Origin of the sequence: uncultured Salinibacterium sp. (genome assembly GCF_963974405.1) — a bacterium.
In the GTDB taxonomy this organism is placed as follows: Bacteria; Actinomycetota; Actinomycetes; order Actinomycetales; family Microbacteriaceae; genus Rhodoglobus.
This window is the reverse complement of the sequence record NZ_CAXBBH010000001.1, coordinates 804,392-816,340: the sequence shown is the minus strand read 5'-3', so window position 1 is coordinate 816,340 and position 11,949 is coordinate 804,392. Positions and strand designations below refer to the sequence as shown.

The 11,949-nt window shown below is 60.0% G+C and carries 11 protein-coding genes; 6 read left to right on the top strand and 5 right to left on the bottom strand.

Going from position 1 to position 11,949, the window contains the following annotated elements:
- Positions 1-4: 4 nt before the first annotated feature.
- From AACZ26_RS03980 to AACZ26_RS03960, 5 genes are all read right to left on the bottom strand, one after another.
- The gene (locus AACZ26_RS03980) at positions 5-955 is read right to left on the bottom strand and encodes an ROK family protein (protein WP_339619305.1); all 951 of its coding nucleotides are present in this window, start codon (positions 953-955) and stop codon (positions 5-7) included.
- On the bottom strand, positions 952-1,866 hold the full coding sequence (locus AACZ26_RS03975; RefSeq protein ID WP_339619304.1) for a carbohydrate ABC transporter permease: 915 nt from the start codon (positions 1,864-1,866) through the stop codon (positions 952-954). Before AACZ26_RS03975 ends, AACZ26_RS03980 begins: the two co-directional genes overlap by 4 nt.
- The gene (locus AACZ26_RS03970) at positions 1,863-2,849 is read right to left on the bottom strand and encodes a sugar ABC transporter permease (protein ID WP_339619302.1); all 987 of its coding nucleotides are present in this window, start codon (positions 2,847-2,849) and stop codon (positions 1,863-1,865) included. The genes AACZ26_RS03975 and AACZ26_RS03970 overlap by 4 nt, the downstream gene beginning before the upstream one ends.
- A gap of 150 nt (positions 2,850-2,999) precedes the next feature.
- Positions 3,000-4,265: an extracellular solute-binding protein gene (locus AACZ26_RS03965; RefSeq protein ID WP_339619301.1), complete on the bottom strand. Its 1,266-nt coding sequence runs from the start codon at positions 4,263-4,265 to the stop codon at positions 3,000-3,002.
- Positions 4,266-4,332: 67 nt separating this feature from the next.
- Positions 4,333-5,466, bottom strand: coding sequence for an ROK family transcriptional regulator (locus AACZ26_RS03960; protein ID WP_339619300.1), 1,134 nt, complete (start codon positions 5,464-5,466; stop codon positions 4,333-4,335).
- A gap of 148 nt (positions 5,467-5,614) precedes the next feature.
- Here AACZ26_RS03960 and AACZ26_RS03955 point away from each other — a divergent pair, with 148 nt between their 5' ends.
- The 6 genes from AACZ26_RS03955 to mnhG are packed head-to-tail and all read left to right on the top strand — an operon-like array spanning position 5,615 to position 11,882.
- Positions 5,615-8,527, top strand: a complete 2,913-nt coding sequence (locus AACZ26_RS03955; RefSeq protein WP_339619299.1) for a Na+/H+ antiporter subunit A — start codon at positions 5,615-5,617, stop codon at positions 8,525-8,527.
- Positions 8,524-9,048: a Na(+)/H(+) antiporter subunit C gene (locus tag AACZ26_RS03950; RefSeq protein WP_339619297.1), complete on the top strand. Its 525-nt coding sequence runs from the start codon at positions 8,524-8,526 to the stop codon at positions 9,046-9,048. The genes AACZ26_RS03955 and AACZ26_RS03950 overlap by 4 nt, the downstream gene beginning before the upstream one ends.
- Complete coding sequence (locus AACZ26_RS03945) at positions 9,045-10,601, top strand: Na+/H+ antiporter subunit D (protein ID WP_339619296.1); 1,557 nt, start codon at positions 9,045-9,047, stop codon at positions 10,599-10,601. The genes AACZ26_RS03950 and AACZ26_RS03945 overlap by 4 nt, the downstream gene beginning before the upstream one ends.
- On the top strand, positions 10,598-11,203 hold the full coding sequence (locus AACZ26_RS03940) for a Na+/H+ antiporter subunit E (RefSeq protein ID WP_339619295.1): 606 nt from the start codon (positions 10,598-10,600) through the stop codon (positions 11,201-11,203). Before AACZ26_RS03945 ends, AACZ26_RS03940 begins: the two co-directional genes overlap by 4 nt.
- On the top strand, positions 11,200-11,466 hold the full coding sequence (locus AACZ26_RS03935) for a monovalent cation/H+ antiporter complex subunit F (RefSeq protein ID WP_339619294.1): 267 nt from the start codon (positions 11,200-11,202) through the stop codon (positions 11,464-11,466). Before AACZ26_RS03940 ends, AACZ26_RS03935 begins: the two co-directional genes overlap by 4 nt.
- Positions 11,463-11,882 (top strand): monovalent cation/H(+) antiporter subunit G, encoded by a 420-nt coding sequence (gene mnhG, locus AACZ26_RS03930; protein WP_339619292.1) that lies wholly within the window; start codon positions 11,463-11,465, stop codon positions 11,880-11,882. Before AACZ26_RS03935 ends, mnhG begins: the two co-directional genes overlap by 4 nt.
- Positions 11,883-11,949 lie beyond the last annotated feature (67 nt).

The following is an 11,949-nucleotide window of genomic DNA, read 5'->3' as shown; positions in this document are numbered from 1 at the left end:
TCCCCTACAGTTTCGAGTCGCTCAAGTCGGTCGCACCGCTCACCGACGTCGGCTTCGTGCTCACCATGGCAGCGCCAACCGCCGCCGCTGGGAATCCCGCAGGAACCCCGTGCACTCGGCCGCTCAAACCGATCGACGACAAGAACGCAGACGAGTTCTCCCACTGGGCAAGAACCTTTCGCACATCGCTCAACAGGTCGCTCAGGGTACTCACGCCGCCGCCCAACACGACCGAGTCAACATCGATCGTCAGCACCAGCAACCGCACCGCGGCAGCGACATTCTCGACGAGACGCGTGCGCACCTCAACGGCCACAGGATCGCCGGATGCCGCAGCCTCAAACAGTGCAGTCGTTGGCTGATCGCTTGACGTAGGCCACATGCGCGCAACACCGGAACCCGACGCCACCGTTTCTAGGCAGCCGCGTTGACCGCAATGACACTCAAGTCCGGCCGGATCAAGAGGGATGTGTCCGATTTCTCCGGCAGCGCCATGAGCTCCTCGCCACAGTGCGCCACCAAGAACGAGACCGGCAGCCAGCCCCGTGCCGAGGTTAAGGAACGCCATCGAATGAGTGGGATCGTTGTCGAGAAGATGAAACGCTCCCATCGCGGCAGCGTTCACATCGTTGTCGATGCTGACGCTTCGGCCGAGTCGAGCATTCAGCTCAGCCCCCAGATCGAGTCCATCGATCGCAAGGTTCAGAGCATGCGACACCCGACCGTCGACAACCGTTCCCGGAATACCGATGCCGATACTCGCGAAGTCCGCTGTCGCGACTCCGCTGCGCTCAGCCAAGGCATCGAGCGCCTCCACAGTGGATGCCAGCAGCGCCTCGGGCCCGATGCCCGAACGAATGCGAACCTGAGCCGCAATCTCGCCGAATTCATCGATCGCAACGGCATCCGTTTTGGTACCGCCGATATCGACACCGACCGTATAGCGAGGGCTCACCCCTTCACCGCCCCGGAGACGAGACCGCTCGTCATGCGCCCCTGAACGATCAGGAAGAAAATGATGACGGGGATCGCCATGAGCGTCGACCCTGCCATGATCGCGGCCCAGTTGGTAGTGCCGTTCGCAATTTGGAAGGTGCGTAACCACACGGGAAGAGTCATCATTTCTGGGCGAGAGTTCACGACAAGAGCGAGCAAGAACTCGTTCCAGGCCTGAATGAATCCGAAGACACCTGTCGCTACCAGTCCTGGCGCGAGAAGTGGCAGGGTGATCTTCCAGAACGCTCCCGAGCGCGACAGGCCATCAATCATTGCGGCTTCCTCAAGCTCAACCGGAACGCCATTCACAAAGCCCCGCAGAGTCCAAATGGTAAACGGCAACACCGTAGCGACATACACAATCGTGAGACCCATGATCGTGTTCAACAACGACCAACTGTCGAGCACCCGGTAGGTGGAGACGATCATCGCTTCGGCAGGAATCATCTGAACAATCAGAATCGTCAGAATGAAGCCCTTGCGCGACTTGAAGCGAAAACGGGTTACCGCGAGAGATGCCAAGAACGCGAACACGAGAGCGATGATCACCGTCGACACCGTGACAACAATTGAGTTACCCAGCGCCGGCATGAACTGCGAACGAGTGGCGTCGAACAACACCGTCTCGTAGTTGCGCAACGTGAAGTTCTGCGGCCAAAAATTGACCTCAGAGCCGAGAATCTCGTTGTTCGGCTGGAACGACGTCTGCACCATCCAGTACACCGGAAAGATCGAGAACACCGTCACGACGAGGGCGATGGCCGCCAATGCAATCTTCTTGACGCGGCGAGAAACAGAACCGCGTCTGGCCGGCAGCGGTGTGCGGGTCGCGGCCGCGCTAGTCGGGCGCGTGGCTGTAGTCGAAGTCACAGCTCTTCCTCCTTGATGCTCTGGCGAACGTAGTAGAACGAAATAGCGGTGATGACGATCACGGTAATGACAGCAATCGCGCCACCCGTTCCGTACTCCCCCGTACCCAGCGAGTTTTGGTAAATGTAAACGCCGAGCGTCGACGTCTGATCCTTAATGCCGCCGATTCCCTGCAGCGCGAAAATCTGAGTAAAAACGCGGAGATCCCAAATGACCTGCAGGATGAAAACCACCAGGAAGATGGAACGCAGGTACGGGAAAATGATCAGCCTGAAGCGCTGCACGGGCCCCGCGCCATCCAATTGCGACGCTTCAATCACTTCATCGGGAACCTGAGTCAAGCCCGCGTAGACCGTGAAAGCGACAAAGGGCACAGCGCCCCAAATCACAATGAGTGCGGCAACGAAGAAGAAACTGAGCGGCTCAATAAGCCACGAGTGACCGATGTAGTCAAGGCCGAACCACCGCGTCAGAGCGAAGTTGACGACGCCGTACCCGGTGTCGAACATCCACCCCCACACGATCGTGGCGGTCAGCGCGGGCATCGCCCACGCCAGCAACAGCCCCACCGAGAGCACAAGCCGCATGACTTTGCCGAGCGCGGTCATCAGCAGCGCAATAAGGGTTCCAAGCACCATCGTGGTGACCACGCACACCGCCGCGAAGGCGAAACTGCGGAACATGACGAGCCAGAACGACTCATCAGTGAGAACTTCGATGTAGTTACTGAAGCCGATGAATGGTGCCGGCGCGCCAAAAACTTGAGCGCGGCCAAACTCCTGAAACGACATAATCACAAGCTGGATGAGAGGCCAGCCAATGACCGCGGTCAGCACGGCGACCGCAGGAATCAGCAAAGAATAGGGCGTAAATTGTGCGCGCGGTTTCTTTACCGCGCGCTGACTGCCTGGTTGCGAAGGTGCAATGAGGCGGTCACCATCAACGTCGCTTGGCGCAACGTCGAGTGTGGGGTTCGGTGACATGACGGCTCCCGGTTAATATTGGACTGTGCCTCGAACCTTTTCCTAGGGCGATGGCAACGAAATGGGTGCTCGACCCGGTCATGCGCGACCGAGCCGAGCACCCTGTTTCTAGAAGCAGTGCCGTCTCCGGCACCGTTGGCTAGCCGTTGGCTAGCCGTTGAGAATGCTGTCGATCTTCGCGTCGAGATCCTTCGCGAGCGAGCTCACGTCTCCACCCTGCGCAATCTGAACGAAGAAGTCGGTGAGTGCACCGGATGCTTCAACGTCAGCCCACTTGGGAGAAGCCGGGGTCAAGCGTGCGGCACCGGCAGCCTCAGAAATTGCGACGGCAACCTCGTCGGTTCCTAGAGTGTCAGCGAGCGAGAGCTTGGCGGGAACAAGACCGTTAGCACCGTAGATCGACTGGAACTCGTCGCTCAGAATGATGGCGAGAGCCTTCTTAGCAAGCTCGGGGTGAGCCGAGTTAGCCGAGACCGCAATGTTCGATCCACCGGCGAAGACCTGGGCGGCTCCGCCATCCATACCGGGCATGGCATAGACGCCGAGGTTGGCTTCTTCATCGGGGCAACCGGGAGTTTCAGCGTCGAGCGGGGCCAAAATTGACCACTTCACCCAGCTTGGTGCTGACAACTGAAGGGTGGTTCCTTCGCAGTAGCCGACCTGAGGGTTGGTCTCGTTCGCGTCCTTCGGGGCACGCGAAGCATTCGTCATGACCTCTTGAACCTGCTCAAGACCGGCGATTGATTCTGCACTCGAGAACTGAGCCTTCCACGCGCCATCTTCAAATGTCGCGACCTCGCCACCGTTCTCCCAGATGAAGGGGAGAGCGTTGTACCAGTCTTGACCAGGCCACCAAATTCCGGATGCGCCCGGGTTGGCCTCTGCAAGAGCCTCACCGTTGCTGATGTACTCGTCGAGAGTTGTCGGAACTTCCAGTCCCGCTGCGGCCAGAGCATCCTTCTTGTAGAAGACAAGTCGCGAACCCGAATAGAGAGGTGCCGCGTAGAACTTGCCATCGTACGAGCCAGCCTCAACGAAACCGGGAAGCAAGTCGTCTCCACCGAGAGCGGTGTAGTCATCAGTCAAGTCGAGGAATGCGCCCGCCGACGTGAAAGCTGCTGCCTGAGTGTTGCCGACCTCGACGATGTCGGGGCTGTCGCTACCGGAGAGGTTGGTCGTGAGAAGGTCAACGAGACCGCCCCACGCTTGTTCCTCGATCGTGAGGGTCGAACCGGGGTTCTCTGCTTCAAACGTGTCGATCAGGTAGTCGCGAGCCTCCTGGGGAGTGTCCGTTCCCACCAACCACACGCGCAGATCACCGGTTGCTGCCTCACCGCTGTCGCTGTCACCCGCTGAACAACTCGCGAGAGCCAGCGCTGCCACGACGCCGAGCGCCGCGATGCTGAGTTTCCTCAATGTGTTTCCTTTCCTAGGGCGATAGTGTCAGCGGATAGCTGGACACCTCGTAGTGCGTGGAGTTTCGCTAGGAGACTCCGAGTTGCGCGGAAAGAACCATGACGGCTGCGCCGCGCATGACAATGTCCTCTCCGAGCGCTGTCATCCGCACGGTCAGATCGCCATGGAACTTGGCCATCGTTCGATTGCGGAGTGTCTCGACGGTGGCGCTGTGAAGCGCACCCTCAAGCAGGGAGGTTGGCCCGCTCAGCACAATCTCTGAGAGATTGAGCGCGCCAACGACGGGAGCGAGAGCGATGCCGAGGCGTTGCCCTGCTTCTGCCAAAACTGTGTTTCGTGCATCATCACCGGATGCCGCAGCGAGCGCGGTGTCTAAGCGCGGTGTTGCCAGCCAGGTTTCCAAGCAACCGATCTTGCCGCAGACGCACTCCATACCGCCATCGGTACCGACCACAACATGGCCGATCTCTCCCGCGGCGAACGTGCTGCCGAAGAGGGGAATGCCACCGAGCAAAAGCCCCGCACCAACACCGTGCCCCACCTTGACGAGCATCATGTCGCTCGCGGCACCACCGAAGCTGTGCTCGGCGAGGGCAGCAACATTGGCGTCGTTCGCTACGACGACCGGGTGGTCAAAGCGTTCGGCCAACATGCTCTGGAGCGGAAGATCAGTCCAGCCCAGGTTGGGGGCGCTTAAGACGACTCCGGCAAGATCCACAACACCGGGTGAACCAACACCGATACCCAGCACAGGGCGGCTGACGGTAGCCACGAGAGCGTCAATCAGCGAAATGACCTTTGCCGTGGCATCCGCCCCGGTGCTTTCGGCCAGCGGGATGTCGTGGCGGTGACGAATGCCGCCGTGGAGATCCATGACGGCACCACGAAACATGCTGTAGTCGCTGAGGTCGATGCCGATGATGTCGAAGGCTTCCGCATTGAGTTCGAGCATTGTCGCGGGTTTGCCGGGGCGGCTGCCTTCGCGGTGGCCGATTTCAACGATGAGTCCGTCAACGATCAGTTCTGCGACGAGATCTGAAATCGTGACGCGAGTGAGTCCGGTTTCACGAGCAATGTCTGCTCGGCTTAGTTCCCCTTGGCGGTAGAGAGTTTGCAGCACGAGGGAACGGTTGTGGTTGCGTGCGTGTTCAGGCAGCACCTTCGCCGTCGGTCGAAGTGCTTTTCCGTTCGTGAACCCCATCGTCATGATTGTTAGTAAACTTTACGAACTAAAGATTTGCAACCCTCGCGACGAAATTGTTACCGCAATCCTCACCCCAAGATCACAGATAACGGTCAGATAGACTGTCTTCGCTAGGTTCCGTTCCCCGATCGCAGAGGAGAGCCCCGTGATTGCTCTTCTCTGTGCGTTCGCGATCTTCTCGCTCGTGATCCCTGCACTCACGCGCAGAATTGGCGCCCGCGTGTTCTTCATTACGGCGCTTATTCCCGCGGCGGCATTCGTCTACACGGTGCTGCAAACACCCGCTGTGCTTTCCGGCACGCCTGCCGCGGAGAACATTCCGTGGATCTCCCAATTGCAACTCGACTTCAGCTTCCGAATGGATGCGTTGTCGTGGCTTATGAGCCTCGTCGTCACCGGAGTGGGCACCCTAGTGATGCTCTACTGCATCAAGTACTTCGCTGATTCAGAAGAGGGCCTTGGCCGCTTCGCCGCCGTATTTCTCGCCTTCACCGGCACTATGTACGGCCTCGTGATCGCCGACAACGTCTACCTGCTCTTCATCCTGTGGGAGGCCACCACGGTCTTCTCGTTCTTGCTTATCGGGCACAACACAGGTCGACTCGCGAGCCGTGCTGCCGCGATGCAAGCCCTCATCGTGACCACCGCCGGCGGCCTCGCCATGCTCGTGGGAATCGTCATGCTCGCCGAGCGGACCGAGACCGCGAGCCTCTCGCGACTTATCGAACTCGCCCCCGAAGGCACCCCCGTCACGATCGCAATCATGCTGATCCTCGTCGGTGCCCTCAGCAAGTCGGCGATCATCCCGTTCCAGTTCTGGCTTCCCGCGGCGATGGCAGCCCCCACACCGGTCAGCGCCTACCTGCACGCCGCCGCAATGGTGCAAGCCGGCATCTACCTCATCGCCCGTCTCGCGCCCGGCTTCGCTGAAACCCCGGGCTGGCAACCGCTACTGCTCGGCCTCGGAGTGCTCACAATGCTGGTGGGCGGATGGCGCGCGCTCACGCAAGTCGACCTCAAACTTTTGCTTGCCTACGGCACCGTGAGCCAACTCGGGTTTCTACTGACGGTTGTCAGCTTCGGCACTCGCACGGCAGCCCTCGCGGGGGTCGCTCTGCTTCTCGCCCACGCGCTGTTTAAAGCTGCCCTGTTCCTCGTCGTCGGGCTCATCGATCACCGGGTCGGAACTCGCGATCTCACAAAACTCAGCGGCCTTGGCCGAGAAGCGCCATTCCTCGCCACTATCGCGTTCCTCGCGGCTGCCTCGATGGCCGGCGTTCCATTGACCGCGGGATTCGTGGCAAAGGAGGCCGTACTGGCGGGCTTCGTGGAGAGCGCGAGCTCCGGTTCAGCTCTGGGGTGGATTGCCGTCGTCGGTGTCGCCGTAGGGTCAACGCTCACGGTGGCCTATACCGCGCGGTTCCTCTGGGGAGCATTCGCCAGCAAGCGAGACGTTGAAACCGTGCGCCCGCTACACGAGAACGTGTGGTTCCTCTCCTCTCCCGGCATCCTCGCCGTCAGCGGACTCGTCTTGGCACCATTTTTCGGCGCCGTCGGAACAGTTCTGGCTCGGTACTCCACGCTCTTCGAATCCGAAGGTTACGAGTACTCGCTCAAACTCTGGCATGGCTTCGATACAGCGTTCTTCATCTCGGCATTCACTCTGCTGGGTGGTCTCGGACTGTTCTGGGCGCGCGCAAGGGTTTTCGCTGCCCAGTCACGGGTGCCATCGCTCGTCGATTCCAACCAGCTGTACCGATCAACGCTTCGGATGCTCGACCGCCTCGCCCTACGCGTGACAGCAACAACTCAGCGCGGCTCACTGCCGTTCTACCTCACGGTCATCCTGCTCGTTATGGTTGGCGCGGTGGGCACCACGCTCGCCTTGAACCGAACCTGGCCCGACTCCATTTCCCTCTTCGATAGTGCCGGCCAGCTCGCGATTGGGCTCGTCATGATCATCGCAGCGCTGGCAGTGGTTGCGGCGAAGAAACGATTCCCGGCAGCGGTGCTTGTGGGAATAGTGGGCTACGGCATGGCGGCACTCTTCGCTTTCCACGGTGCCCCCGATATCGCCCTTACTCAAGTGCTGGTCGAAACAGTCACCTTAATTGCTTTCGTGTTGGTTCTGCGCAGACTCCCCGCCCGCTTGGGGCAAGAAGACGGCACTTCACGACGGTTGCTGCGCGCTGCGGTGGGAATCGCGGTCGGCTTGCTCATGGGCGTTGTTGCGATCGTTGCGCTCGGCGCCCGTACTGCGGCTCCCATCTCTGAGGCACTCCCCCAGTTGGCCTATGACATTGGTCACGGCAGAAATGTTGTCAACGTCGTTCTCGTCGACATCCGCGGTTGGGACACCCTCGGTGAACTCTCGGTTATTGTCGCGGCCGCGACTGGTGTCGCCAGCTTGGTATTTTTGCGGAGCCGCACTGACAACCTCCCTCGGGTCTCCGAAAAACGTGCTCGCGGAGACATCCGCGCCCGCCTCAAGCCGTCCCGCGAAATCGTCTCCCCCGAGTATGTCCCGGGCGTTCGAGACCCCTCGACCCGCAACGCGTGGCTACTCGCTGGCCGCAAACTTGCGCCCGAGAATCGTTCAATTCTGCTCGAGGTCGTCATCCGCCTTCTCTTCCACCCCCTCATCGTGCTGTCGCTCTACTTACTGTTCGCCGGGCATAACCTCCCCGGAGGCGGGTTCGCTGCGGGACTCGTGGCCGGACTCGCTCTCGCTGGCCGCTACTTGGCCGGTGGGCGCTACGAACTCGGCGCAGCCGCCCCCTTCGGCGCTGGCCAGATTCTTGGAGTCGGTCTCGTGCTCGCGGCGGCAACGGCAACCGTTCCTTTGCTCCTCGGGGCGGATGCTCTCACCTCAACATTCTTCGAGACGACGGTCCCGATGCTTGGCCCCATTGAGTTCTCCACCTCCACACTTTTCGACATTGGTGTGTATCTCGTCGTCATAGGCATGGTGCTGGATGTGCTGCGCAGCCTCGGGGCTGAAATCGACCGTCAACGCGAAGAGTCCTCTGAATCCCTAGAGAGCGGAAGCACCATATGAACGCCTCCCTCACGCTCGTCATCATCATGGTGATTCTCTACTCGGTTGGCGTCTATTTGCTGCTTGAGCGCAGCATGACGCGCGTCTTGTTGGGCTTCTTGCTTCTCGGAAACGCCACCAACTTGCTCATCCTCATCGTCTCTGGCCCCTCTGGTGCCGCGGCGTTTTATGGCGAAGAGGATGCCACGGCCGACCCATTACCGCAGGCATTTATCCTTACCGCCATCGTCATCACGTTCGGAGTATCGGCATTCTTGCTCGCCCTCATCTACCGCTCGTGGCGACTCGCAAATGCCGACGTTGTTTATGACGATTCCGAAGACGTCGCTCTCGGCAGCCGCAGCAGTTCGGTAACGATGGATCGTGTGGTTCCCGGCGACGACACAGAGTTCGGTACTCGAGCGGCCGCCGCTATTTCCACCGCGGTCGACCTCACCGAACAAGAGCAGCGCGAGGAACAAGAGAGCCTAGCCGCCGAACGCTCTCGCGCCCAGCGGAACGACAAGGAGGGCGGATCATGAGCGCGCTGACAACCCTCGTCGTTCTCTTACCGCTCCTCGGCGCCGCCGCTGCACTCACTCAGGCCAAGCATCCACGAGTGCAAACCTTCATCGCAGTCAGCGTGCTCAGCGCGGTTCTTGTGATCGGGGTCGCGCTCTTAATCGCGGTCGGCACAAACGGCGCGATCGCAGTGAATATAGGTGGCTGGCAGGCCCCCTTCGGAATTGTGCTCGTTGTCGATCGGCTTTCGGCGTTGATGCTCGTCGTGTCGGCTGCTGTGCTGCTCGCCGTTCTTGTGTTCTCAGCCGGTCAAGGGCTCGCCGACGGTGACCGCGAAACCCCCGTGTCGATTTACTATCCGACGTACCTCATTCTGGCGACCGGAGTGTTCAACGCTTTCGTCGCGGGGGACCTCTTCAACCTCTACGTCAGTTTCGAGATTCTGCTCGTCGCCAGTTACGTGCTGATCACTGTCGGAGGCACGGCTCCGCGTATCCGAGCGGGCACCGTCTACATCGTCGTCAGTTTGGTCTCCTCGGTCATCTTCCTCGCTGCAATCGCGATGATCTACGGCGCGACGGGCACCGTCAACATTGCCCAGCTCACCGTGCGGCTTGCTGAACTGCCCGCCGACATCCAGCTAATTCTGCACGTGATGTTGCTCATCGCTTTCGGCATCAAAGCGGCGGTATTCCCGCTGTCATTCTGGCTTCCCGATTCCTATCCGATGGCACCGGCTCCGGTTACTGCTGTATTTGCGGGACTGCTCACCAAAGTCGGCGTGTACGCGATCATCCGCACCGAAATGATCATCTTCCCGGATGGGCAACTCAATACGGTTCTTCTGATCGTTGCGGGGCTCACGATGGTCGCCGGAATCTTGGGTGCTGTCGCCCAATCAGACATCAAGCGGCTCTTGTCATTCACGCTCGTGAGCCACATCGGCTACATGCTCTTTGGAATCGGAATCGATACTGCCGCCGGACTCGCAGCGGCAACCTACTACATCGTTCATCACATTACGGTTCAGACGACGCTGTTCCTCGCCACCGGGCTCGTCGAGCGACAGGGTGGAACCACCGGCATCAACAAGCTAGGTGGGATGCTGAAGACAAGCCCTATGATCGCGGTGCTGTTCTTTATCCCGATGCTGAGCCTTGGTGGCATTCCCCCCTTCTCCGGATTCCTCGGCAAGTTGGCACTGTTCGAAGCGGGAGCAAATAATGGTTCCGTTCTCGCGTGGGTACTTATAGGCTGCGGTGCCCTCGTCTCCCTCCTGACGCTGTACGCCCTCGCCCGCGCGTGGAGCATGATCTTCTGGCGCGATGCTGATGAGGTCGCCAACTACGAGAACCCGCTTCCGATGATCGCGGAAGAAGGCGCCTCCGCCGAGGTCGAATCCGTGCGCACGACGCCTCGGATCATGGTGGCCTCCACGGTTGCGATGGTCGCAGTGAGCGTCGGGCTGACAGTCTTCGCCACCCCACTCTTCGACCTGAGCGCGAACGCTGGCGAAAATATCGATGGCCCCGGTTACTACGTCACGACCGTCTTCCCTGGAGGTTTCGAATGAGCGACTCCACGAGCACGGTGACTAGCGATTCGCAGACTGCGAGCGCCGCCTCCCGCACAGAGGTACGCGGTCGAATTTGGCAGCAACTGCCGCTCCTAGTGGGGCTCGTTGTGCTGTGGATGGTGCTGTGGGGCCAGCTCACCTGGGTGAGCATCCTCACTGGCATCATTGTTGCCATCGCCGTCACCCGCGTTCTGTACCTGCCCCCTGCTGACATCTCTGGCCGCCTCAACGTCTTGTACTTGGCCGTCTTCTTGGTGCACTTTGCCGTCGACGTCGCTGTCGCATCGTTTACCGTGGCCTTTCAAGCGCTGAGCCCTCGGCCGATCCCCCTCTCCTCGGTCATCGGGATCCAGCTGCGAACGCGCTCCGATTTCGTCATGACCCTTGACGCAATCGCGATGTCTCTCGTGCCAGGATCCATCGTCGTAGAAGTGGATCGCGAGCGCTCGATCCTCTATTTCCACAGCTTCGACACGACAACAGCGGCCGACATCGAAGCGATGCGCCGCAAAGTGCTCGTGATTGAATCCCGGATTGTTCGCGCGATCGGTTCGAAGGAAGACCTCGCGCGCATCGAAAGTACGGAGGCCACATCGTGACCGCATGGGTATTCATCGTCATCGGGGTGATGCTGACGGCTGCGGCGATAATGGCGCTGTACCGCGTCATCCGCGGTCCTTCGATTCTCGACCGCATGATCGCCTCCGACATGTTGCTCACCACGATCATCTGCGCGCTGAGCGCCGAGATGGTCTATAACTCTCATACGCGAAGCTTGTCGGCGATGCTCGTCTTGGCCACCACAGCGTTCCTCGGCTCGGTAGTTGTGGCACGCTACGTCTCACGAAACAAGCACTCATGACCTTCGACACAATCGTGGACATCCTCACCGGAGTATTTCTCTTCCTCGGTGCCTTCCTCTCCGTCGCGGCGGGGGTCGGTCTCCTTCGGTTCCCGGATGCAATCGCGCGACTTCACGCCACCACGAAGCCTCAAATTCTCGGGCTGGCGTTCATCTTGCTCGCGATTGCTCTGCAGGATCGCAAGCTCTCGACGATTCTTGTGCTTGTCTTTCTCCTCATATTCCAGATGCTCACGGCTCCCGTCTCAGCGCACATGATTGGTCGTGCTGGCTACCGCGGCGGAATCATTGCTGCCGACTCCCTCCTCGTCGACGAACTCGAGGAAGCGATCGGTCAGGCGCCTGAGCTCGATGACGCCGAAGTCTTACTCGGAAACGACGAAAGCGCAGAAGCACGGGACGTCCGCAACGAATAACGGCGAGACCGACTCCCATCATCCTTCACCATTCCAGCTACTCATCAGGCTAGCTCGGGCATACTGA

Bases quoted from the DNA above. Each gene is read 5' to 3' on its own strand.
- AACZ26_RS03970 (WP_339619302.1), bottom strand. From the start codon at position 2,849: ATGTCACCGAACCCCACACTCGACGTTGCGCCAAGCGACGTTGATGGT.
- AACZ26_RS03960 (WP_339619300.1), bottom strand. From the start codon at position 5,466: ATGGGGTTCACGAACGGAAAAGCACTTCGACCGACGGCGAAGGTGCTG.
- AACZ26_RS03940 (WP_339619295.1), top strand. From the start codon at position 10,598: ATGAGCGACTCCACGAGCACGGTGACTAGCGATTCGCAGACTGCGAGC.
- AACZ26_RS03950 (WP_339619297.1), top strand. From the start codon at position 8,524: ATGAACGCCTCCCTCACGCTCGTCATCATCATGGTGATTCTCTACTCG.
- AACZ26_RS03945 (WP_339619296.1), top strand. From the start codon at position 9,045: ATGAGCGCGCTGACAACCCTCGTCGTTCTCTTACCGCTCCTCGGCGCC.
- mnhG (WP_339619292.1), top strand. From the start codon at position 11,463: ATGACCTTCGACACAATCGTGGACATCCTCACCGGAGTATTTCTCTTC.